Origin of the sequence: Bifidobacterium pseudocatenulatum DSM 20438 = JCM 1200 = LMG 10505 (assembly GCF_001025215.1) — a bacterium.
In the GTDB taxonomy this organism is placed as follows: domain Bacteria; phylum Actinomycetota; class Actinomycetes; order Actinomycetales; family Bifidobacteriaceae; genus Bifidobacterium; species Bifidobacterium pseudocatenulatum.
In genome coordinates, this window is record NZ_AP012330.1 from 466,525 (window position 1) to 489,417 (window position 22,893).

The window sequence follows — 22,893 nt, forward strand, 5'->3', positions numbered from 1 at the left end:
GTGGTGAACTGCGAACTGTGATCGGGCGACGTCGAACGGGAATCTCAATCATCCAAACACAGCATGACGGAAGCGCGGAACAGCGTGCCGTCATAATCGAACGAGGTTGCGCCATGATGCCGTTCCGCGGTTTCGCGCACGGTGGCGGTGCCCAAACCTTCACCCCCATGCTTGGTTGAGGCGAAAGCGTCGCCAACCTGCATAATGGAGGAATCGTGCGTGTTGTCGACCACAATGAACAGTGATGCGGGCGGCCCAGTGCGATATTTGATGCGCACCCTGAGTTTTTTCTCCCCATCCTGTTGTTTCATAATGGCCTCAGACGCATTTTCCAGTAGATTGCCGACCATGGAACATAATTCGGCATTATTGATGTTGAGATATTGCGGCACCGACGCTTTGACGTCGACTTCAGCCCCTATATGGCGGATCCAGTCACAGTAGTAGACCAGCACCGCGTTCAACGAAGCATGTTCGCAATACTGCATGGGGATGGGCTGCAACAGCCTATGATTGGCCATCTCCTCCAAATACGAGGTGATGCCGGGCATATCGTCGGCCGCGGCGAGAGCCTGCAACGTCTGAATATGATGCCGGATATTGTGCTTGATCTGCCTCGCTTCGTTGATGCGTTCGTTCATATGCTGCAGCTGCAAGGTCTGCATGGCTTCGTAATGTTCGCGTTTGCTGGCTTCGCGCAGTCGGTCCGCCTGCTGGACCATATACCAGATGAGGAAGTAGGCCATGGTCATGAAACCGGAATATGCGATGGATACGGTGAAGGCGATGCTAAGCACGCGGGTGTCGAGCAGCGATGCGTTGTCGGCGGGCATGCACCACACCACAATTGCTGTGGAAATGAACGGGAAAAGCCAGATGACCCTCCAAAAATTCCTGCTGATGGAAGGTGAATCGAATGTTGCGGAAAATGAATGATGGAACGGATGGAAAAGTGTAGTCGCCGCAATCAAATCAAAAATCAGCAGACTGATCATTCCCGGCCATCCGACACGTAAATTCATGGACTGCTCATTCAGAACAGCTAAATCCACGGCCAAAGACAGGTAATAAATGATCGCGACGATATATGCGGCTGTTGAAACGACGAAAAGAAGCTGCCCCCAAGGAAGATTCGTCATCTTACGTAAAGCCAATACCACAACCGGAGCCGAAGGAATCACGGACCAGAGCGAGGGGACGTGGGCGAGGCAACATGCGATGCCGCACAGGAAGAAGACAATCACGCCGGAAATCATGAGAATAAGGCCGTCGCGCTTGGGATTCTCCATATGATGCCAGGTCATGTACAGGCAGAGAAGCAGGCCCGTTAGCGCGTTTAGCTGCTCGCCGATGGCGAAGAACATGCATGATGGCGCGATCGATGCGAGTGCGTCAAGCATGGCTAGTCCTCCATTCTCATGCGGGTGAACGTGTATTCCGCGTATTTTCTGCAGGTGGTGGTCACCGCGGTTTTCGTGATGGGAATGTGCTTGCCGCCTTTCATCACGAATTCATTGTTGCTGATGCCTGACACGTAGTCGAAGTTGACGAGCACTCCTCGCGCGGTGCGGTAGAAGTTGCTGAATACGGTGAGACGATGTTCCACATCGGAGAAGTTGGTGCGGATTTTCGCGCAGGTGCCGTCGGCGAAGGTGAATTCCACATAATGCGCGCTGGAAAGCGCGTAGGCGATAAGGCGACGGTCCATGGTGATGGCGGGATTGCCGAAAGCCACCTGCCATGCGGCGTCCGTGCTGCTTTGTGCATTGCCCGTCGATTGATGTTTTTTCAGATGAGTGACCGGTGTTTTCGTGTCGAGCTGCGCTGCGACGCGGTCCATGGTCGCATGGAACGCGTCGTGATTCAGGGGCTTCAACAGATATCCGCTTGCCTGCACCTCGTAGCCGAGCACGGCGAAATCAGTGCTTGACGTGATGAACACGATCGGGCAATCGTCGTTTTGTCTGCGCAGCGTCCGTGCGATATCAAGTCCGGTCGCCGCATGCGTGGCGGTTTCGTCGTCCGACAGATAGCAGTCGAGCAGCAGCAGGTCGTATCGGGCGTCTTTCCAGCTTTCGATGAAGGATTCCGCATCGGCGAAGGTCACGCATTCCACGCCGATATCGCGGGTGCGTTTGAAATATTCCGCGCACATGACGGCCATCAGTTGGCGTTCGGCGGCGTGGTCTTCGACGATGGCGATGCGCATCGTTCACCTCCCATGAAGATTGGCGGGGACCGCTGGACTGAGTGTTGTGTCGCTATCATTCAAGCGTAATGCGAAGCGGGGCCGGCAGGGGGTGATAGCGTGCGTGTCATGCCAGAATTCGGCGTTTCGTGCCATATCGCACGATTCGTGTTCGTTGCGATTCGTATTCGGGCGGATATGCGAGAAGCCCGCCTTTTTCAGGAAAGCGGGCTTCTCAGTGAGTTTGCGAATGATTGGCGAATGGCTGGATTACGCCGATTCGTCAATGATCACTCGGCCAAGGCCTTGTCCACGACTTCGGTGGCTTCGGCGAGCACCTTGTCGAGGGCTTCGGGGGATTCGAAGGACTCGGCGTACACCTTGTAGATGTTCTCGGTGCCGGAAGGACGGGCCGCGAACCAGTTGTTCTCGGTGGTGACCTTCAGGCCGCCGATCTTGGCGTGGTTGCCCGGGGCTTCGGTGAGCTTGGCGGTGATGTCCTCGCCGGCCAGCTGGGTGGCCGCGACGTCGTCGCCGGAAAGCTTGGCGAACTTCTGCTTCTGCTCCAAGGTGGTCGGCGTGTCGACTCGCTTGTACCAGCTTTCGCCAAAGCGATCGACCTGCTCCTGATGCAGCTGGGCCGGGTTCTTGCCGGTCTTGGCGGTGATTTCCGCAGCCAGCAGGTCAGGGATCAGACCATCCTTATCGGTGGTCCACACACGGCCGTCCTTGCGCAGGAAGCTCATGCCGGAGCTCTCTTCGCCGCCGAAGGCGACTTCGCCCTTGAACAGCGGGTCAACGAACCACTTGAAGCCGACCGGAACCTCAACGAGCTTGGCGTCGATGGAAGCGGCCACGCGGTCGATCAGGGAGGAGGACACCAGCGTCTTGCCGATGCCGGCGCCTTCCGGCCAGCCCGGGCGGTTGCCGCCGAACAGGTACTCTACGCACACGGCGATGTAGTGGTTCGGGTTCATCACGCCCCAGTTCGGGCATACGATGCCGTGACGGTCGGCGTCCGGATCGGTGCCGCCGACCAGGTCGTACTTGTCCCAAGCGCCGTTGTTGAGGGAGTCCACAAGACCCTTCATGGCGTACGGGGAGCTCGGATCCATGCGGATCTTGCCATCATGGTCGATGGTCATGAAGCTCCAGGTCGGATCGACCTGCGGGCGCACCACGTCGATGGTCAGGTTGAACTTCTCGTTCATCAGCGGCCAGTAGTTGACGGAAGCGCCGCCGAGCGGGTCGATGCCCAGGCGCACGCCGGAGGAACGGATCACATCGAAGTCGATGACGTTCTCCAGATCGGCGACATAGTGCTCGCGGAAGTCGAAGCGCTCGACCAGGTCGGACTTGACGGCCTGCTCGAACGGAACGCGCTTGATGTTCTTGAAATCGCCGAGCAGCTCGTTGGCACGATCCGCGATGGCGTTGGTGACGTCGGACGGAGCCGGGCCGCCGGTGACCGGGTCATACTTGAAGCCGCCATCGGTCGGCGGGTTGTGCGACGGGGTCACCACGATGCCGTCGGCCAGGCCTTCGCCGGTGAAGCGCTGGGTGCCATCCGCTGCGCGGTTGTGGGTCAGGATGGCCTGGGACACAACCGGGGTCGGGGTGAAGTCGTCGCGGGAATCGATGCGCACGGTCACGCCGTTGGCGACGAGCACTTCGATGGCGGTCTTCCAAGCCGGCTCGGACAGAGCATGAGTGTCGCGGCCGATGTACAGCGGGCCGGTCACGCCGGCCTTCTTGCGGTATTCGGCGATGGCCTGGGTGATGGCGACGATATGGGCCTCGTTGAACGAGGTCTTCAGAGACGATCCGCGGTGGCCGGAGGTGCCGAAGGAGACACGCTGTTCCGGAACGTTGGGGTCGGGGACGACGTCATAGTACTTGCCGATGACCTCGTCGACATTGATCAGATCTGCTGGGGTAGCGGGCATTCCCGCATTGTTTGCAACCATAGTCACTATTCTGCCACGCTTTTGCGTCAGATGTGCGTAATTGTCCCATTATGCGCGATGAATACGTTGTCTGTTTAGTGCATGTTCGGATGTGTGTACATGAATTTTCGAAAATGGCGGATTCTGCGCTTAGCCGAGTTGCGCAATGTCAAACGATGGTGTATAGCTCTATGCTATTCGACTGATGCAGGGTTGCTAGTCAACATAAAGACGCAAGACCTGAGATGTGGCTGAACTATAGCCATATCTCAGGTCTTTTTTTGTTGCCCGAAGCGGTGTTGCTCGGATCGAATCGGTTGTAAGGGAAAGAAAGGAAATCAGGATGGCTGACTCACTCGCATCGCAGATCATCACTGCAATCGGTGGTCCTGAAAACGTTCGCAGTCTGACGCATTGCGCCACTCGACTGCGCTTTGAACTGGTTGACGCATCCAAGGTCGATCAGAATAGTCTCGAGCACATGCAGGGCGTGCTCGGCGCGGTGCCGCAGAGCGGCGACCGCTTCCAGGTGGTCATCGGCGGTGGCGTTGCCACCGTGTACGAAAACATCATGCATCTGCCCGAAATGGCCGGTGTCGGCGGTGCCTCCGCATCCGACGATGGTCAGAAGAGCAATGCCGACGTCAAGGCCGAAGCCCGTTCCAAGGCCCGCGGCAAGGTGGCTTGGCTGGACTCCTTCTTCGAGTATCTCTCCGATTCCTTCCGCCCGATTCTGGGCGTGCTGCTCGGCGCTTCCATCATCATCGCGCTGGTCAACCTGCTTATTTCGCTGAACGTCATTCCGAATGACGAGGTTTCCGCAGGCTGGGTATTCGTGAAAGCCATCTGGAAGGGCGTATTCTACTTCCTGCCGATCATGGTCGCCTACAACGCGTCCAAGAAGCTCAAAGTCGACCCATGGCTGGGTGGTGCCATCATGGCCATGCTCATGACCCCGCAGTTCACCGGCTTGATGGACGCCAAGACCACCACGTGCGTGGAGAACGCCGCTCTGGGCACCAAGTCTTGCATGGCCAACATATTCGGTCTGCCGATGGCATTGAGCGACTATTCCGGCAACGTGTTCGTGCCGCTGCTCATGGCCGCCGTGCTTGCTCTCGTCTACCACGGATTGAAGAGGATCATCCCGGAAAGCGTCCAGCTGGTCTTCGTGCCGTTCTTCTGCATGATCATCGTTGGCGCGCTGACCGCCTTTATCATCGGCCCGATCGGCGTGTGGGTCGGCAACGGCCTCGGCGTCGGCTTGGCCTGGATGAACACCCATGCCCCGTTCATCTTCGCCATCATCATTCCGATGCTGTACCCGTTCCTCGTGCCGCTCGGTTTGCACTGGCCGCTCAACGCCCTGATGCTCATGAACATCCAGACTCTCGGCTACGACTTCATCCAAGGCCCGATGGGCGTGTGGAACTTCGCCTGCTTCGGCGCTACCGCTGGCGTGCTCTTCCTTGCTGTGCGTGACAAGGATAAGGACATGCGCCAGACCGCTTTGGGCGCACTTGCGGCCGGCCTGCTCGGTGGCGTTTCCGAACCGTCTCTGTACGGCATTCACCTGCGTTACAAGCTCATCTACAAGCGCATGCTGGTGGGCTGCGGTCTCGGTGGCGTCGTCATCGCCATCCTCGGTTGGCTCTTCCCGTCCGTCACCGCCGCCGGCCAGACCGTGCATGGCGTGACCACCACCGCTTTCGCATTCACCTCGTTGCTGACCATTCCGGTCTTCAATCAGATGTGGGTGTATGCAGTGTCCATCGCCGTGTCCTTCCTCACCTCCTTCCTTCTGATCATCACCTTCGACTACCGCACTCCGGAACAGAAGGCCGAAGTGCTGGCCCGTGCGGCTGCCAATCAGAAGACCGCTGTCTCGTCGGTCGAAGCCAAGGGAGTCGCTCCGGCTGCTGCCACCGCGACTGCCACTGTTGCCGCCACCAAGACTGAAGCCCCGGCTGCTGCTGCCACCACCACCGTGGTGAACGCTCCAGTCGCAGGCCATGTGATTTCCCTGGATGAAACCGGCGATCCGGTGTTCGCATCCCGCGCACTAGGCGAAGGCGTCGGCATCCAGCCGGCAGACAGCACCGTCGTCGCGCCGGTATCCGGCGTGCTGCAGACCGTCGCCGAAACCGGTCACGCATTCGGCATCAAAACCGATGATGGCGTGGAAGTGCTCGTGCACGTCGGCATCGACACGGTGAAGATGAACGGCGAAGGCTTCGATGTGAAGGTCAAGGCCAACGAACACGTGAACGCGGGGGACAACCTCGTTGTCGTCGACTTTGATAAGGTTAAGGAAGCTGGATACAGCACCACCACATTGATGACGGTGCTGAACACAGTGGCCTTCGCGTCCGTCACGCCAAAGACCGGCGTCGACGTCAAGGCCGGTGAGTCGGTGATCGACATTCAGCGCTGACCAATCGCATAGTCGGAAGGGGCCGACGTGGACGTTCTTCGCGTATTCAACAATAATGTCGTACTGGCAAAAGACGGCAACAGTGAGGTGATTCTCACCGGTCGAGGTATAGGTTTCCAAGCCAAGCCCGGCCAGCATGTTGACGACGCGAAGATCGTCCGTCGGTTCGTTCCCGCAGATGGCAAGGATCCCGACCATATGGCCCAACAGGTGGCCGGGATTCCGCCCGAAATCATTCGTCTCGTTACGGACGCCATGAACCGCACCGGTCTGAAGGAACAGGCCGACAGACAGCCTGCATTGGTGCTGGCATTATCCGACCATATTTGCGGTGCGATCCGCCGATCGCAAAACAAGCAGACCATCGAATATCCGCTGGAAGCCGAAGTGCGTTCGCTCTACGCGAGCGAATATGCCAAAGGCAAAGCTCTGGTCGATGCCATGAACACGTATCTGGGCGGTGCGCTGCCGGATTGCGAAGCCGTGGCTTTGGCCCTGCACTTGGTCAATGCGGGCTTCTCTACCGGCGATCTTTCCGCCACATACACCATGACCGGCGTCATCCAGCAAATGCTGACGGTCATCGAAGGCTATTACGGCATCACTCTCGACCAGAACAGCGTCAATGTGGCGCGTTTCATCACGCATCTGCGCTATCTTTTCGTGCGCATCCACCAACATGAACAGCTTGATGACGAGCCTGAACCAATCGTGGAATCCATCAAAACCTCATATCCGAAAGCATCGGATTGTGCGAACAAACTTGCGATCATCGTCAAAATGCGATTGAACGTGAGTCTTTCGGAAGCGGAAATCGCCTATCTCACCTTGCATGTCGCACGAGTGACTTCTCATGCGACGGAATCGCATGAGAATGACGATACCAATGCATAATCTGCATAAAATACATAATCATCGTAATAAATAATTTAATAATTACGATAATAGTTACTGATTTACATTGGAAGTATTGGCTTCGGGCGCTTCCGGCACACGCACGCACAACGACTTACGCTCCACACTGAAACGAATATGCTGCGTTTCGGGAAGCATATCGCCATCCACCTGAGCCAACACGGGTTTCTCCAACTTGATTTCCGCGCTGACGCCCTGAATCTGGTCAACCGTGGAATTCGTGGACAGCGGACTCTGCTGGGCCTTGCCGGTGATCGTCTGATGCAGCACATCGCCGAACAGATTCGCCCAACCGATCAAACCGCCGGATGTGTCAATGATCTCGTAATCGAGAATGCCGTCATCGTACACGGCGTCGGGCATGAGCGAAAATACCGGAATCTGGCCGCAATTGCCGGCCATGAACGTGCGGAAGGTCAATCCGTGCGTGGTGTGCGTGCTGCCGTCGGCGCTGGTAATGGTCACATCACCCTTGTACTTCGGGGCGAACAGGTTCTTCACGCCCGACACGAAATAGGCGAGCCAGCTGATGTTCTTCTTCAACTCAGGATCGGTGTCGTCGATCATCACCGCATCAAAGCCGATGCCCGCGATAATAAGGAACGCATGGCCGTGATCGGCGGCTTCATCATCGAGCAGCGTCAGTCGGCCGACATCCACCAAACGCGAACCATGAGATGTGGCGACGGTCAGCGCCGCATCGATATCATCCACAGGAATGCCCATATTGCGGGCAAACAGATTGCCGGTGCCAATAGGGATGATGCCCAGCGCGTGGCCGGTTCCCGAAAGTGCGCTCGCCACCGTGCGCACCGTGCCGTCGCCGCCGACCGCGACCACCACGTCGGCGCCATGCTCCAAGGCTTCCAGCGCGCAGGCGCGACCATCCTTATCAAGCTGCGTTCCGATATATTCAACCTGCGTGAGATGCTTCGCCTCACAGAACTCCTGAATATGCTGCTTGCGTTGTTCCGCCTGTGGTTTCGAAGGATTGATCACAAACGCGTAATGCACCTGATCATCGTCGCGCTTGTCGAGCTGTTCCGCAAGTTTGCGATGCTTATACGCGCGTACTGCGAAAAAGGCGGCCGCGCACACCGCTGCGACCGCAAGAACGACAATCAGAATGATAACAGGCATAGGCATGTCATCTATTGTTCACGGAAGATGCGAAAAAAGCGAATCAAGACTGATTTATTCGACGATTCCTGCACGTTGTATACAAAAATGAGAGGACTGCGGCGGGTGTCGGCTTTCAGCACTAGGCTAGGAGGCATGCTTGATATCCAATTCATTCGTGAACATGCTGACGTTGTTAAGGAATCCCAGCGCAAGCGTGGCGAATCGGTCGAACTGGTCGACGAGGTGCTGCGCTCCGACGAGGTTCGTCGTTCCTCTCTGAAGGAATTCGAGGCTGCCCGTGCGCAGCAGAAGGAAATCGGCAAGAAGGTCGCCGCGGCTCCGGCCGACGAAAAGGCCAAGCTGATTGCCGAAACCAAGGAACTCTCCCAGAAGGTTTCCGAATACAAGGCCGCAGCGGACGCCGCAGCCGAAGAATACACCACCGCCATGTGGAAGCTCTCCAACGTGGTTGAGCCGGAAGCTCCGGAAGGTGGCGAAGACGATTACGTGGTGGTCAAGAAGGTTGGACAGATCCGCGATTTCGCAGCCGAAGGTTTCGAGCCGAAGGATCACCTGACCCTCGGTCGTGGCGTTGCCGGCATCGATATGGAACGTGGCGTGAAGGTCGGCGGTTCCCGCTTCTACTTCCTGCGCGGCCAGGTGGCACGTATGCAGATCGCCATGCTCACCATGGCTGTGGACCAGGCCGAAGAGCACGGCTTCACGCTGGCCATCACCCCGACGCTGGTGCGTCCGGAAGTGATGCGCGGCACTGGCTTCCTCAACTCCCACGCCGACGAAATCTACCGTCTGCGCGAACCTGACGAGCAGTACTTGGTCGGTACTTCCGAAGTGGCGCTCGCCGGTATGCACGAGAACGAGATTCTCGACCTGTCTGACGGTCCGCTGCGTTACTGCGGTTGGAGCTCCTGCTACCGCCGTGAGGCTGGCGCAGCTGGCAAGGATACTTCCGGCATCATCCGCGTGCACCAGTTCGACAAGGTGGAAATGTTCGTTTACACCAAGCAGGAGGACTCCTACAAGGAGCATGAGCACCTGCTGGCCATGGAGCAGGAAATGCTCGGCAAAGTCGAGGTGCCGTACCGCATCATCGATACCGCTGCCGGCGATCTGGGCTCTTCCGCAGCCCGCAAGTTCGACTGCGAGGCTTGGGTGCCGACCCAGGGTCGCTACCGTGAGCTGACCTCCACTTCCAACTGCACCGAATATCAGGCTCGCCGTCTGAACATTCGCGAACGTATGGAAGATGGTGGCACCCGCGCCGTTTCCACGCTGAACGGTACGCTGGCCACCACCCGTTGGCTGGTTGCCATTCTTGAGAACCATCAGCAGAAGGACGGCTCCATCGTCATTCCGCAGGCCATGCGTGCCTACATGGGTGGCAAGGAAGTCATCGAGCCGACCAAGTGGGAAGCCTGATAGAGTTTGGGTTTGCCTGGCAGAGTCTGATAGCTTGGGTTGCTCGTGGAGTTTGGTAACTCGGGTTTGTTTATCGGTTCCACTGAGTTGCTGAGCTACTAAACTGCTGAAACGGACTTCTGCAATACGAAATATGGAAGTCTGAGGATGCCTGGCATTTGGCATTTGCCGATTTCTGGCTTTTCTGGCTTATGGGAAGGGACTCGCGGTGAGCGGGTCCCCTCTTTTTTGTTTTCGCCGCGTTCTTTCCTTTGTCCTTGCTCGCTTTCTTCCCCTCGTTCTTTGGGTTGTGCTATATTAGCGTTTCGTGCGTGATGCACATGGGTAGGTGTCTGAGCGGTCTAAAGAGACGGTCTTGAAAACCGTTGAGGTGCAAGCCTCCGCGAGTTCGAATCTCGCCTTACCCGCCTATCAGGCTTACTGAGAGCGCTCTAAGCGCCCGGTAAGCCTTTTTTGTTGCTGCAATCCGGGTAAACTCCACCCAAGTTCGGCTCAGCACCGTCCAAGTCTCAATTCTTCCATCCACTGGAACAATCTTCCCGCTGTTGGCCCTGTGAGCGTCCAGATTCTTCCAGTGGGTGGAGGATTTGGGTCGCTGGGATGGTCTGTGGCGGGGTGATTCTTCCAGTGACTGGGGGATTTTTCCCGCTGGGGGGCTTGTGGGCGTCTGTTTTTCTCCAGTGGGTGGAGGATTTGGGTCGTTGAGAGGCTTGTAAATGTCCACTTTCTTCCAGTGACTGGAAGGATTGGGGAGGGATTGTGATGTTGTTCGGTGTACGATCAGGCTGAGTTGTGAGAAAGGCTGCTGTGACTATGCGTGAGAATGGGATGCAAATGAAGGAACGAGCGATGGGAGCTATGGCTGGGCTTGCGTTGGGCGATGCGTGGGGAATGCCTACGCAAAGCATGTCGGACAAGCAGATTCGCCGGTATTACGACGGTCCGATCACGAAACTTATGAGTGCCGTGCCGCAGCAGCCGATCGCACCGAATATGAAAGCTGGTGCCGTCACCGACGATACAGAACAGGCTTTCGTACTCGCACGGCGACTTATCGACGATAACGGCTGCATTGATAACACCCGATACGCCCACGATCTGCTGCAATGGGAAGCTGCGATGAAGGCCAAGGGATCGCTTGACCTGCTGGGACCTTCCACCAAAGCAGCGCTGCAAAAACTTACCGAAGGCGTAAGTCTGGAAGAGACCGGCCGATTCGGCACCACCAACGGCGGTGCAATGCGTGCCACGCCGGTGGGCATCGCATTCCGTCCAGGCCAAGCGCTCGCCGACGCCGCCTGGCGATCCTGTGTGGTGACGCATAACACGGTGCAGGGCATTGAAGCGACCACTTTGGTGGCTGCGGCGGTGAGCTTTGCCATTGAAGGAGAACGTGACTTTTTGCACCTCGCGGTGGAATTCGTACGGAAGCTTCCACAGCGTGGCAATTGGTCGGCAAAGGCTTCGGTGCTTGCGCGTGTGCAATATTTCATGAATTGGGCCGAAACTGATGGATGCAGGCTCAATGACAACGAATTCGCTGCTGTGCTGCAACGGAATTGCGGTACCAGCGTGGAATCGAACGAGTCCGTGGCCGCCGCTTTCGCCATTGCGGCGCGCTTTTTTGACGATCCCACGCATGCTTTGTGTTTCGCGGCTTCTATCGGTGGCGACACTGACACCATTGCGGCTATTGCGGGCGCGATGCTGGGGGCGTGGCATGGTATGCAAGGTTTCGACAAAACCATGCTTGATCAGGTGCTTTCACAACTTGCTGAAGATAATCACCTTGATTTGGTCGGCACTGTTACGTCGCTACGCGCGTTACGCGATGATAGTGCGCTTAATGATGTAAATATCGTTTGATCTGCAGGAACCGTAGTTAGCGAAACTATGACGGAAGTGCGAAAGGCATCGCAATGACTGGAAAAGTTATTTCTCTTGGGCAGGTTATTGTCGATCTGACCATGAATGTGGACGCGGTGCCGCGTGCGGGTGAAGATGTGTTCGCCGGCAATGTGCAAACGCAGGTTGGTGCCAGCTTCAACACGCTGTATGCCGTGCGCCGCATGGGCGTTAAGGCGTCTCATGCTGGTGTGATTGGTACGGGGCCGTGGGCTTCGCAGATTCTGCAAACGTTGGAAAATCAGGAAATTCAGCATATCGGCAAGCGGGATGCCGTGCACGATTCGGGATTTTGCGTGGCGTTGACCGACGCGAATGCTGAACGGACGTTCATTTCGACGAGGGGCGCAGAAGCGTACGGCAGTGCCGATGCGTTCGATTCTGTGAATCCAGAAAAGCGGGATGTCGTGCATGTGAGCGGATACACGTTGGTGCATCACACTGCGGACGCGCTGCTTGCTTTTGTGAAAAGAACGACTGAACATCGTGAGTTCACTGCGGTATTCGATCCTTCTCCGATGATCTCGGCAGTTGATGATGACGTTTTCCGTGTGATGCTCGCATATCGTCCGATATGGTCGTGCAATGAACGCGAGGCAACGTTGATTGCGCAACGTTTGGCGGCGCTCGATAGTGGCGATTCTTGCGATTGCAAGGTTTCGCGGGATATGCTGCAAGAGATTGAGAGCGCGAATGTCAATGAGGAGACGGTTGCGTGGCTGTGCGATCGATTGCAATCTCCTGTAATCGTTCGCGTGGGCGCGGATGGTGCGTGGTCGGCGATTCCCGGTGACGAAGTGCTGCGAATTCCAGGTTTTCCAATGAAAGCGGTGGATACCAATGGCGCTGGTGATTGTCACGCGGGTGTGTTGTGCGCCCTGCTGTGCGAAGGCGTGCCGTTGGAGGAGGCTGTACGTTGCGCCAATGCTGCTTCGGCGTTGTCTGTAACGCGATCAGGGCCGGCTACCTGCCCTGATCGAAAGGAGGTTGAGCGGCTCCTAGGAAGGGCGTTCTAAGACTTATGGTACAAATGACTATAAGTGGTTATATCATGTGCACGATTGCGCTGACGCGGCGTGCATGTCGCTTGCCCGCGGCGTTGCTCGGCAGATTCAAGGAGATTAGTTTCACATGAGCAATGAGAAAGGGACCCTCTCCATCGAGGAGCAGGGTATCGACACCATATCCGAAGAGGAGCGTAAGGGCACGCCGGCCAGTCTGTTTTGGCCCTGGTTCGCTGCCAATGTTTCCATGTTCGCCATGTCGTACGGCGCGTGGGCGCTCGGTTTCGGCATTTCGTTCTGGCAGGCCACCGCCATGACCATTATTGGCGTGGTCATCTCGTTCCTGCTGGTCGGCATCATTTCCATCGCGGGCAAACGCGGCAACGCGCCCACCATGGTGCTCACCCGCGCCACGTTCGGCGTGGAAGGTGCCAAAGTGCCAGCGGCTCTGAGCTGGATCGCCACATTAGGCTGGGAGATTTCACTGACCACCACCGCTGTGTTGGCATTATCAAGCACCATCGAAAAACTCGGTTGGGGCTCTGGTGTCGCGCCCAAGATCATCTCCACCATTGTGGTGGTCGGCCTTGTGGTGGTCGCAGGTATTTTCGGATACGACCTGATTATGCGTTGTCAGCAGGTCATCACCATCGTGACCGGTGTGATCACCGTCGGTTTCTTTATCCTCGGCTGGGGACATATTGACTTTTCCGCCATTGACTCGGTTCCGGCGGGATCATTGCCGGCCATGCTCGGCTGCTGCTTCTTCGTGATGACCGGCTTTGGCTTGGGCTGGGTGAATATCGCTGCCGATTACTCGCGCTATCTGCCGCGCAACTCCTCCAATGGCGGCATTGTGTTCTGGACCACATTCGGTGCGTCCATTGCCAATGTGTTCCTGATTTTCTACGGTCTGCTGCTCGCGGTTTCCAATGCCGACATGGCGGAAAACGTTGGAAATGATCCGATTGGAGCCATGGCTTCCATTCTGCCGACCTGGTACTTGATTCCGTACACCATTGTGGCCGTGCTCGGTTTGATGTCCGGCTCCATTATGGACAATTATTCCAACGGGCTTGCGCTGCTGTCGTTCGGTGTGAAGTTGCCGCGTACCGTGGCTGCCGCGCTCACCGCCGCTTTGACTGTGCTTGGTGTGGTCTACGTGACTTTCTTCTCCGACACGTTCATTGGCCCGTTCCAAGGCTTTCTGACCACGCTCGGCGTGCCGATGGCCGTATGGGCCGGCATGTTCGTGGCCGATGTGATCATTCGCAAGAAGGATTACAGCACCGCTGATTTGTATGATCCGAAGGGGCGTTACGGTGCGTGGAACGGTAAGTCTTTCGCCATTCTTGTCGTCGGTACCGTGCTTGGTTGGGGATTGGTGGTCAACACTGCCGCCAGCTGGCTGAACTGGCAGGGGTATCTGCTGTTCCTTATCGGTGGCAAAGAAGGTAGTTGGGCTGCCGCCAATCTTGGTGTGATTGTTGCGCTGATTATTGGTCTTGCGGGATCGTTGATGTTCCAGCGTGGCGATATTGCCAAGCAGGAAGCTGATCTGCCGGTTTCGGAAGCATGAGTTGCTTATTGCGATAATACAAGGAAAGGAAAAGTCATGATTGCGGAAGATGAATGGCTGGTAGTTATCGACAGGCAGCGTGTTTTTGCGGAAAGTGAATGGTCCGCATGGGCTTGCCCGGACGGCTCCTATCACACTACTGATGAAGCGTTCGCACGATTGGCTAAGGCGTTCGGCGATCGTGTGGTCTATACGCGATATGTTGCGCCTGAGCCACCGCAAAACGCTTGGGTTGATTATTTCAAAGATTGGCCGCAGTTTTTGGTTGCTCCCGACGATCCGATGTACGATCTCACCGCGGATACCGCGGAATTGGCGCAAGGCCATGCCGTGGTCAGTTGCGACACTTTCGGCAAGTGGGGAAGCGTGCTGAGCGAAGCCATTAAAGGCGCTAAAAAGATCACGGTATGTGGTGTCGCCACCGATTGCTGTGTGCTTACCACTGTGCTCGCCGCGGCTGACAATGGTGTAGCGGTACGCGTTGCTGCTGACGCTTGTGCAGGCAGTTCGCCAGAAAACCATCAGATGGCATTGAGCACCATGGCATTGTTCACGCCGCTGGTCACCGTCACTGATACTGATTCCATCGTAGGATAGGTAAGGACTTTGATTCTGCGGGGTTTGTTGAGTTCTGCTCAGCAAACCCCGCTTTTTTGTATGTCGTGCATATTGCGCCAAAACTTGGATGATGCTCGGCTGGCATCGGTAATGAGCCATTAATCTTGCGGTGCGCTTTTGTAACTGCGGCGTAACAGTGCGGTGGTGATTGTAACGGACGATTCCGGCACAATCGTGGGTATCGACAGTTTCGTGAAGAGGTTTTACTGACGGACATGTCTCTCACAGGAAAAATCCCATGTATGAATCGAGGCCACCATGGCACAGCAGATCACTCGCTTGCTTGACGATCCTACGCAAGCGGTCAGTCTAGACACTTTCAGTGGGCTCACCAAAGGATGTCCCGCACCATTCTGGCTTTTCCAAGGCGTTTGCGCGGCTTGGGGCATCGACCACCAGCGGGCGCAACTCAACCTCATCACCGTATCCGAGAACGCGACGTTCCTGCTGTTGCTGGACGGCGAGCCCCAAGGCGTGGTACGTGTCTCGCAGCCGGGCTATGTGGGAGGTCCCGAGGCGGTGGCGTCGGAAATCAGCTGGTTGAATGCGTTGCATGATATCGAAGGTATCAGCCTGATCAATCCGGTTCCCACCATCCGTGGCACGTTCGTAACGAAAATCACTGATCTGAACGGTGTCGGCTGGACGGTGATCTCCACGAAATATGTGGAAGGAACCGTGCTGGAAGATCTTGAGAATCCTGCACCGTATTACGAGACGATCGGTGAATGGGCTGCGAAATTCCATGAGCAGTCGCGCACGTGGAGCAAACCGTACGGTTTCACCCGCTTCAATTGGGATCTTTCGAACATGGTTGGTCCGGCACCGCGTTGGGGACGTTGGGAAAACGCCAATCTCACCGACGAAGAGAAGCAGCTGTGCGACACCGCGCTGTGGAAGGCCATGGACGTGGTGATGAAAGTGCCGAGAACCAACGAAACTTGGGGGCTTATCCATGCCGACTTGCGCCCGTCGAACGTGATTCGCGGCAATGACGGGAGACTGACCGTCATCGATTTCGACGATGCCGGATACAGCTGGTATCTCTACGATTACGCTTCATCGCTGAGTTTCATCGAACATGAACCGTATGCTCCCGATCTTGCCAAGGCGTGGGTCAAGGGATACCAGCGCGTCGCAGGTTCGTTCACGGATGAGGAACTGCGTATCATGTCCGCGCTTTCCATGATCCGACGCATGCAGATGCTCGGCTGGACCACCAGCCACCGTGAGGATGCCCTGCCCGACGGTCTCGCTGCACAGCAGGCTCCCGGCAGCGTGATGTGCGCAAAAAACTATCTTGAGGATCCGCTCTGGCTGCTGCATTAGGCAAGTTGCATGAAACAAGCGTAATTACGCAGAAACCAGAAAATCCAAGAAATCCAATCGTAAGCACGTAAAAATACGCAATTACGAAAATCTCAATTTTTATAACTTAACAACATCTGACCGCAACCAACCAAACGAGGAATCAATGGCATAACTCGCCGAACAATAAGAGAGGAAGGCGATTACAATGACTGCGTCAACTGTTTCGGGACGATCGATAGGCGGCGTGACCTACGTTGAAACCGACAAGGACTATTTCGCAAAACGACAGCTTAAGCGAACCGCGGGAGCGTTCGGTCTATGGGCCATCGGCATTTCCGCGGTGATCTCCGGCGACTTCTCCGGCTGGAACGGAGGCATCGCCCAAGCCGGATGGGGTGGCATGCTGGTGGCCGCCATCGTGGTGTACCTCATGTACGTGCTTATGCTCAACTCCATCAGCGAAATGGCGTCGGCCATGCCGCACACGGGTGGCGCGTATTCCTTCGCGCGTGCCGCCATGGGTCCGTGGGGCGGCTTCTTCACCGGCCTTGCGGAAACCATCGAGTATGTGATGACCGCAGCCACCATCGTCTACTTCTCGTCGGCATACGCTGATGCGATCCTGTCGAACCTGACCGGATATTCGCTTGACGATCATGGCTTGGCTTGGGTTTGGTGGCTTGCCTTGTATGCGATTTTCGTAGTGGTCAATTGGCTGGGCGCCGAAACGTCGTTCCGTTTCGCCGAAGTCGTGTCGATCGCCGCGCTCGCCATCGTCGCACTGTTCGGTATCGGCGCTTTCGCCACTGGTAAGGCCGATTTCTCCACGCTGCTCAATATCACGCCTACCGAAGGCAACTCCGCGTTCCTGCCGTTCGGCCCAGGTGCCATCTTCTACGCCATGCCGTTCGCCATGTGGTTGTTCCTTGGTATTGAGCAGCTGCCTCTGGCTGCAGAGGAAGTGCGTGAGCCGGAAAAGAACATTCCGAAGTCGTCCCGCCTGTGCATTTTCACGCTGGGATTGTCCGCGCTGATCATCGTGTTCCTGAACCCGGCTGTGGTCGGTTCCGAAGCGCTCGCTGGTTCCGATGAGCCGTTGCTGGATGGCTATCGTGCGATTCTGCCGGGCAATCTCGCCGCGGTGCTGTCCGCATTCGCGTTGATCGGTCTGCTCGCTTCCATCCAAGGCATTATGTTCGCGTATGGCCGCAACCTGTATTCACTGTCCCGTGCAGGCTATTATCCGGCGTTCCTGTCGCTGACCGGTAAGAAGAAGACGCCGTACTGGGGTCTGGTCGTCGGCGCGATCATCGGTTTCGCAGCCCTGTTCATCATCGCGTACGGCGGTGATGGCGCCGGTTCGGTGGTGTTGAACATCGCTGTGTGGGGTGCGGTGCTGGCATATCTGCTGCAGATGGTTTCCTATGTGATCCTCAGGAAGAAGATGCCTGATATCAAGCGTCCGTTCACCAGCCCGTTCGGCGTGCCGGGCGCGGTAATCGCAGGTTTGCTTGCATTCTGCATTTTCGTTGCCGTGCTGCTGAACCCGGATTATCGACTGGCCGTCTACGCCATGGTGGTCATCTACGTTCTCGCGACCATCTTCTTCGCGGTTTACGGACGTAAGCACCTGGTGCTTTCTCCGGAAGAAGAGTTCGCCGCTTCCGGCGGAAAGGTCGCATATAAGACTGAAGACTGACTGATTTTCTGCGATTATCGTTTCGTTTTCTTGAAATAAAACGATATTGCCAAGGCCGTGTTCATCTGGGATGCGGCCTTTTTCAATCATCGGAAATATGTAAAAAGGTCAACCAAATAGGTGGAAAACAGCGGAAATGGTTTGTTTCTGCGCTGTATCAGCCACTCAACATTACTGCGTTACCGTGTGGGTAACGCCACAGGAAGCCAACGAAAGAAGGAATCATGGCAACTCGATCAACCATCATGGACACCAATAGCTTCCGTCCGGAAATGGCGGCCGCGCTCGACCCAGAAACACGCAAACTAACCGAAGAGCGTGACGTGCTTGGTCCGGCCTACCGTTTGTTCTACCGCAATCCAGTGCATCTGGTGAAGGGCCGTGGCTCGCATCTTTGGGATGCCGGCGGCGAGGAATACTTGGACGTGTACAACAATGTCGCATCCGTCGGCCACTGTCACCCGCGCGTGGTGGATGCACTTACCCAGCAGGCTTCGATGCTCAACACCCACACGCGCTACCTGCATGAGAACATCCTGCATTATGCGGAAGATATCCTCTCCACCATGCCTGACGAACTTGACCGCATCATGTTCCAGTGCACTGGTTCCGAAGCCAACGATCTGGCCATTCGCGTAGCACAGACCTACACTGGCGGCGAAGGCGTGATCGTGACCAGCGAGGCCTACCATGGCAATTCGGCACTCACCTCCAAGCTTTCCCCAGCGCTCGGCACCGCGCAAACGCTTGGCTTGACCATGCGCATGATTCCCACGCCGGACACTTACCGCTTGGTCATTGACGGCAAGCCTGCCGCGGAATGCGCCGCCGAGGAATTCGGCAACTGGATGGCTGGCGAAGTGCGCAAGGCCGTTGCTGATATGGAACGTCATGGCATCAAGTTTGCGGCATTGCTTGCCGACTCCATCTTCTCCTCCGACGGCGTGTACCCCGATCCGGTCGGCTATCTGAAGCCGGTGATCGACACCGTTCATGAACTGGGTGGCGTATGGATCGCCGACGAAGTGCAGCCGGGCTTCACTCGCACCGGCGACGCATTCTGGGGATTCGGACGCCAAGGCATTGTTCCCGATCTGGTCACATCCGGCAAGCCCATGGCCAACGGTCTGCCCACGTCGATGATGGCCGCCCGTCACGAAGTACTTGAACCGTTCGCAGGCTCCATTCCTTACTTCAACACTTTCGGCGGCAACCCGGTATGCATGGCCGCGGCCCAGGCGGTGCTTGACGTGATGCGTGACGAAGACACCATGAGCAACGCCAAGAAGGTCGGCGCAATATTCAAGGATGCCGTCGCGTCGCTTATGCCGGCACACCCCTGCATCGGCGACGTGCGTGGCGCGGGCCTGTACATCGGCTGCGAAATCGTCAAGCCGGGCACCAAGGATCCCGACCAGCAGGCAGCGCTCGATATCCTCGAAACCCTGCGTGACAACCACATCCTCACCTCCGTATGCGGCCGTTACGGCAATATCCTCAAGCTGCGCCCGCCGCTGGTGTTCAGCGAATCCGATGTGGATTGGTTCATGGATGGATTCATGAAGACTCTGGAAACATTGAAGCTGTAAAACGACAGATAACCATAAAGAAAGGGCGCGGATATGGAAGATCATACCGGCATCGGGCGCACGCGAAGCGCTACGAGCGAACTGGTCTACCGTATCCGCGCTCGCATTCGTGAACAGGAGCTTCTTCCCGGAGAGAAACTCGGATCGGAACGGGCGCTCGCCGACAGTCTTGGCGTCAGCCGTTCCGATTTGCGCAATGCGTTGACCGTGTTGGAATCCGATCATGAAATCATCCGCAAAATCGGTCGTGCCGGGGGCATCGTCATATCGGACGGACGTTTGGAACGCAATATCAACACGGTGGAATCATTGCCGACGATCGCGCGAAGACAAGGCATGCGCGTTTCGTCGAAAGTATTGCAGGCGGTGATTGCCCCGGCTTCCGTTTCCGACGTGCGTTTGCTGCGATTGCCGGGCGAGCATCCGATGATCTACGACATTACGCGATTGCGGTATATCGAAAATCGGCCGCTTTCGTTGGAACGGTCGCATTTGCCGGCATATCTGTTTCCTCTGTTCCTTACACGCGATTTGACGACCCCGTTCTACACCATGTTCGAACGTGATTATGGCGTGTATCCGTGCAATGTCGACGAAACATTGGAATCGGTGGTCGGCGACGAGCAGGAGAACGAGCTGCTGCAGATCAAGGCGGGAACTCCGCTGATGCGCATTCACCGGATCGCCTATGCGTCGGATGGATGCCCGTTCGAGCGTGCCACTGACGTGTATATCGCTGATCGCATGCGATTCACCATGCATCATTCCGGCTATGTACGCCTGTCCGCAACGTCTACGCAGAATATGACGAAATAAGCCGGAAGATTCTTCGGTTATACGATGCGGCGGTCGGCGGCCCAGCGGGTGAGTTCGGTGCGGTTTGACAGCTGCAGTTTGCGTAGTACGGAGCTGACGTGCGTTTCCACGGTTTTGATGGAAATAAACAGTTCCGCAGCCACTTCCTTGTACGTGTAGCCGCGCGCGATCAAGCGCATGACTTCCTGCTCACGGTTCGACAAGCGGTCCAGCTCGTCATCGTGGATCGGTCCGCTTGCAGAGCCGCCCATGCCAGCCGGTGAGCCATTTTGGAAAGCGGACAGCACGAATCCCGCCAATTTCGGCGAAAACACGGCATAGCCCTCATGCACTTGCTTGATGGAAGAAATCAAATCATCGCCGGAAATCGTCTTTGTCACATAGCCTTGCGCTCCGGCACGAATCACCGAACCGACATCCTGCGGCGAATCAGACACCGACAGCGCCAGAAACACGGTATTAGGGGAGTATGCGCGCGATTTCACGAGAATCTCGGCACCGCCGCCACCCTCGCCGCCGGGAACATGCACATCAAGCAGCACCACATCCGGCTTCGTCTGCGCGATCATCGCCACCGACCCCTCGACATCGGCCGCTTGCCCGACGATGTCGAAATGCGGCTGCAGCGTTGCGATAACGCCCGCACGGAACATTTCATGATCGTCAACGATGGCGATGCGGATCTGCTGTTCCTGCTCGTTCATTGCTGCTCCTCGAAATGGTTGGTAGGTTGATTGCTGAATTGATTGGTACGTTGATTGTTGGATTGACGGTTATGGTGATTGGGAAAATCGGTTTGTTGTGAGTTGCTTTGCGGCTCGTGCGATTGCTGCGCATTCGTGTCGGCGGCTGCGGATGCGGGCATGTCTGCGATTGGCATATGCATGCGTACCTCCGTGCCCCATTGCGGTCTCGATACAATCTCCACTGTACCGCCACGACGCTTGATTCGTCCGATAATCGATTCACGAATGCCAAGGCGATTCGCGGGGATGGCATTCACGTCAAATCCGTTGCCATGGTCGCGCACGAACACTTCCACCAGTTTGCTGCTTGCCTCGCAGTAGACGGAAATCGGCTCTCCTCCATGCGCTACCGCATTGATAAGCGCCTGTTGCGTGGCGTCAAGCAACGCATCGGTTTGCGCGCTTGGACGTGCGTCGCCCACCGTCACCACTTCGATCGGCTTGCCATGCGTGTCTTCCACATGTGCGGCGATTTCTTTCAAGCCGGCGTTCACGGAACGGTCAGACGTGGTGCGTTCCTGATACAGCCATTCACGCAATTCGCGTTCCTGCGAACGCGCCAGCGAAAACACCGTCTGCTGATCGTCGGCATGCAACTGAATCAGCGCCAACGTTTGCAGTACGCCATCATGCAGATGCGCGGTCATGTCGGCACGTTCCTCTTCGCGTTCCTTCGATGCGCGTTCCGTACCCAAATCGCGAATCAGCGCCATGATCCATGGCACAATCGCAAGCAATGCGCCAATCAGCAGTGCCAAACCGGCGCACAGTATGCGAATCATGGAAAACGCGTCAAAATGCATGCAGGAACTGACGTACAAAGCGTATGCGGCGAAAATAATCGCAATGCCGCCAAGCATCGTCCATAATTGACCTTCTTCGGCGTTGAAACGCAACCAAGAGACGCCGATACCGACCAGACCAAGCAGCAGGGGCACAATCAGAGTGCGTTCAACACCGCCTGCGAACATGACGAAACAGATGGAAAGCAGCATCAGACCAGCTAATGCAAGCAAAGCGGGTTTTGGTGCTTTCTTCAGTGTCTGTTCAAGGTTTTCGCTGGAAGATTGCGTATTACCATGCGTTTCGTCGTTGCGTTCAGTCGTATCTTCAAAAGATGGTGGTTGCGTGTGCTGACCATCTTGCGTAGCTGTAAAAGATTGATATTCCAGGGAAACGGGATATGTCCCGTACGGCATGTTGCCCCGGGAAAGCGGTGCCTGCCATGGCGAACGCTTGCCGGCAATAATGTACGTCTGCTGTATGGGGTCTCCTACGGGAAGTGCCATCCACAGGAAAATGTAAGCGATGAGCCCTGAACCGAACAGACATGTGGTGGCGAGGAAAAACAGGCGCACCCATAGCACGGCAATGCCCAAATGCATGCTGATCGCCTTGCATACGCCGGCTCCCATGCGTCCGTATGGAGGACGCATCAACGGCAGTTTGGCCGGCTGTGTCGGCATCGGACGTCCCTCATGCAGGGCTTGGTCGCAGCAGTAGCGCATATATACGGCGCTCGCCTGGTCGTACTGGCTTTGCGTGTACCACGGTTTTCCTAAGGATTTCATACTTCCATTG

17 protein-coding genes and 1 tRNA gene are annotated in these 22,893 nt (G+C 56.5%); 12 read left to right on the forward strand and 6 right to left on the reverse strand.

Features of this window, described 5'->3' with window-relative positions; translation table 11 throughout:
• Positions 1–44: 44 nt before the first annotated feature.
• From BBPC_RS01910 to pgm, 3 genes are all read right to left on the reverse strand, one after another.
• Positions 45–1,400 carry a sensor histidine kinase gene (locus BBPC_RS01910; protein WP_033524208.1) on the reverse strand — a complete coding sequence of 452 codons (1,356 nt, stop codon included), beginning with the start codon at positions 1,398–1,400 and terminating at the stop codon, positions 45–47.
• Between the two features lie 2 nt (positions 1,401–1,402).
• On the reverse strand, positions 1,403–2,209 hold the full coding sequence (locus BBPC_RS01915; RefSeq protein ID WP_004219986.1) for a LytR/AlgR family response regulator transcription factor: 807 nt from the start codon (positions 2,207–2,209) through the stop codon (positions 1,403–1,405).
• A gap of 269 nt (positions 2,210–2,478) precedes the next feature.
• Positions 2,479–4,155 carry a phosphoglucomutase (alpha-D-glucose-1,6-bisphosphate-dependent) gene (gene pgm / locus BBPC_RS01920; protein ID WP_004219985.1) on the reverse strand — a complete coding sequence of 559 codons (1,677 nt, stop codon included), beginning with the start codon at positions 4,153–4,155 and terminating at the stop codon, positions 2,479–2,481.
• A gap of 322 nt (positions 4,156–4,477) precedes the next feature.
• On the opposite strand from pgm, the gene BBPC_RS01925 reads away from it, so the two are divergent.
• A complete protein-coding gene (locus tag BBPC_RS01925; protein WP_004219983.1) occupies positions 4,478–6,568 on the forward strand; it encodes a glucose PTS transporter subunit IIA in 2,091 nt (696 codons plus the stop codon).
• Between the two features lie 27 nt (positions 6,569–6,595).
• The gene (locus tag BBPC_RS01930; RefSeq protein WP_022244981.1) at positions 6,596–7,462 is read left to right on the forward strand and encodes a PRD domain-containing protein; all 867 of its coding nucleotides are present in this window, start codon (positions 6,596–6,598) and stop codon (positions 7,460–7,462) included.
• A 54-nt stretch (positions 7,463–7,516) separates the two neighbouring features.
• Here the strand turns inward: BBPC_RS01930 and BBPC_RS01935 are convergent, their stop codons facing one another.
• Positions 7,517–8,629, reverse strand: coding sequence for a diacylglycerol/lipid kinase family protein (locus tag BBPC_RS01935; protein ID WP_004219978.1), 1,113 nt, complete (start codon positions 8,627–8,629; stop codon positions 7,517–7,519).
• Positions 8,630–8,758: 129 nt separating this feature from the next.
• Here BBPC_RS01935 and serS point away from each other — a divergent pair, with 129 nt between their 5' ends.
• From serS to BBPC_RS01985, 10 genes are all read left to right on the forward strand, one after another.
• On the forward strand, positions 8,759–10,045 hold the full coding sequence (gene serS, locus BBPC_RS01940; RefSeq protein ID WP_033524209.1) for a serine--tRNA ligase: 1,287 nt from the start codon (positions 8,759–8,761) through the stop codon (positions 10,043–10,045).
• 322 nt (positions 10,046–10,367) lie between these two features.
• A tRNA-Ser gene (locus tag BBPC_RS01945) sits at positions 10,368–10,452 on the forward strand.
• Between the two features lie 442 nt (positions 10,453–10,894).
• Entirely contained in the window at positions 10,895–11,911 is a 1,017-nt protein-coding gene (locus BBPC_RS01950; protein ID WP_407921910.1) for an ADP-ribosylglycohydrolase family protein, read from the forward strand.
• A gap of 53 nt (positions 11,912–11,964) precedes the next feature.
• Entirely contained in the window at positions 11,965–12,966 is a 1,002-nt protein-coding gene (locus BBPC_RS01955; RefSeq protein WP_004219974.1) for a PfkB family carbohydrate kinase, read from the forward strand.
• A 115-nt stretch (positions 12,967–13,081) separates the two neighbouring features.
• Entirely contained in the window at positions 13,082–14,533 is a 1,452-nt protein-coding gene (locus BBPC_RS01960) for a purine-cytosine permease family protein (protein WP_004219971.1), read from the forward strand.
• A 36-nt stretch (positions 14,534–14,569) separates the two neighbouring features.
• Positions 14,570–15,130 carry a cysteine hydrolase gene (locus tag BBPC_RS01965; protein ID WP_004219968.1) on the forward strand — a complete coding sequence of 187 codons (561 nt, stop codon included), beginning with the start codon at positions 14,570–14,572 and terminating at the stop codon, positions 15,128–15,130.
• 279 nt (positions 15,131–15,409) lie between these two features.
• Entirely contained in the window at positions 15,410–16,480 is a 1,071-nt protein-coding gene (locus BBPC_RS01970) for a phosphotransferase enzyme family protein (RefSeq protein WP_004219966.1), read from the forward strand.
• Between the two features lie 187 nt (positions 16,481–16,667).
• Entirely contained in the window at positions 16,668–18,161 is a 1,494-nt protein-coding gene (locus BBPC_RS01975; protein ID WP_004219963.1) for an amino acid permease, read from the forward strand.
• Between the two features lie 224 nt (positions 18,162–18,385).
• Positions 18,386–19,750 carry an aspartate aminotransferase family protein gene (locus BBPC_RS01980; protein ID WP_047749576.1) on the forward strand — a complete coding sequence of 455 codons (1,365 nt, stop codon included), beginning with the start codon at positions 18,386–18,388 and terminating at the stop codon, positions 19,748–19,750.
• A gap of 33 nt (positions 19,751–19,783) precedes the next feature.
• The gene (locus tag BBPC_RS01985; RefSeq protein ID WP_004219956.1) at positions 19,784–20,566 is read left to right on the forward strand and encodes a GntR family transcriptional regulator; all 783 of its coding nucleotides are present in this window, start codon (positions 19,784–19,786) and stop codon (positions 20,564–20,566) included.
• Between the two features lie 17 nt (positions 20,567–20,583).
• Here the strand turns inward: BBPC_RS01985 and BBPC_RS01990 are convergent, their stop codons facing one another.
• Together BBPC_RS01990 and BBPC_RS01995 are read right to left on the reverse strand one after the other, a co-directional pair.
• The gene (locus BBPC_RS01990; protein ID WP_004219954.1) at positions 20,584–21,270 is read right to left on the reverse strand and encodes a LuxR C-terminal-related transcriptional regulator; all 687 of its coding nucleotides are present in this window, start codon (positions 21,268–21,270) and stop codon (positions 20,584–20,586) included.
• Positions 21,267–22,883, reverse strand: coding sequence for an ATP-binding protein (locus BBPC_RS01995; RefSeq protein WP_004219952.1), 1,617 nt, complete (start codon positions 22,881–22,883; stop codon positions 21,267–21,269). The genes BBPC_RS01990 and BBPC_RS01995 overlap by 4 nt, the downstream gene beginning before the upstream one ends.
• Positions 22,884–22,893: the final 10 nt, after the last annotated feature.

Excerpts from the sequence above, each read along its gene's own strand:
- BBPC_RS01910 (WP_033524208.1), bottom strand. The coding sequence starts at position 1,400 with ATGCTTGACGCACTCGCATCGATCGCGCCATCATGCATGTTCTTCGCC.
- BBPC_RS01915 (WP_004219986.1), bottom strand. The coding sequence starts at position 2,209 with ATGCGCATCGCCATCGTCGAAGACCACGCCGCCGAACGCCAACTGATG.
- pgm (WP_004219985.1), bottom strand. The coding sequence starts at position 4,155 with ATGGTTGCAAACAATGCGGGAATGCCCGCTACCCCAGCAGATCTGATC.
- BBPC_RS01925 (WP_004219983.1), top strand. The coding sequence starts at position 4,478 with ATGGCTGACTCACTCGCATCGCAGATCATCACTGCAATCGGTGGTCCT.
- BBPC_RS01935 (WP_004219978.1), bottom strand. The coding sequence starts at position 8,629 with ATGCCTATGCCTGTTATCATTCTGATTGTCGTTCTTGCGGTCGCAGCG.
- serS (WP_033524209.1), top strand. The coding sequence starts at position 8,759 with ATGCTTGATATCCAATTCATTCGTGAACATGCTGACGTTGTTAAGGAA.
- BBPC_RS01950 (WP_407921910.1), top strand. The coding sequence starts at position 10,895 with ATGGGAGCTATGGCTGGGCTTGCGTTGGGCGATGCGTGGGGAATGCCT.
- BBPC_RS01955 (WP_004219974.1), top strand. The coding sequence starts at position 11,965 with ATGACTGGAAAAGTTATTTCTCTTGGGCAGGTTATTGTCGATCTGACC.
- BBPC_RS01960 (WP_004219971.1), top strand. The coding sequence starts at position 13,082 with ATGAGCAATGAGAAAGGGACCCTCTCCATCGAGGAGCAGGGTATCGAC.
- BBPC_RS01965 (WP_004219968.1), top strand. The coding sequence starts at position 14,570 with ATGATTGCGGAAGATGAATGGCTGGTAGTTATCGACAGGCAGCGTGTT.
- BBPC_RS01970 (WP_004219966.1), top strand. The coding sequence starts at position 15,410 with ATGGCACAGCAGATCACTCGCTTGCTTGACGATCCTACGCAAGCGGTC.
- BBPC_RS01975 (WP_004219963.1), top strand. The coding sequence starts at position 16,668 with ATGACTGCGTCAACTGTTTCGGGACGATCGATAGGCGGCGTGACCTAC.
- BBPC_RS01980 (WP_047749576.1), top strand. The coding sequence starts at position 18,386 with ATGGCAACTCGATCAACCATCATGGACACCAATAGCTTCCGTCCGGAA.
- BBPC_RS01985 (WP_004219956.1), top strand. The coding sequence starts at position 19,784 with ATGGAAGATCATACCGGCATCGGGCGCACGCGAAGCGCTACGAGCGAA.
- BBPC_RS01990 (WP_004219954.1), bottom strand. The coding sequence starts at position 21,270 with ATGAACGAGCAGGAACAGCAGATCCGCATCGCCATCGTTGACGATCAT.
- BBPC_RS01995 (WP_004219952.1), bottom strand. The coding sequence starts at position 22,883 with ATGAAATCCTTAGGAAAACCGTGGTACACGCAAAGCCAGTACGACCAG.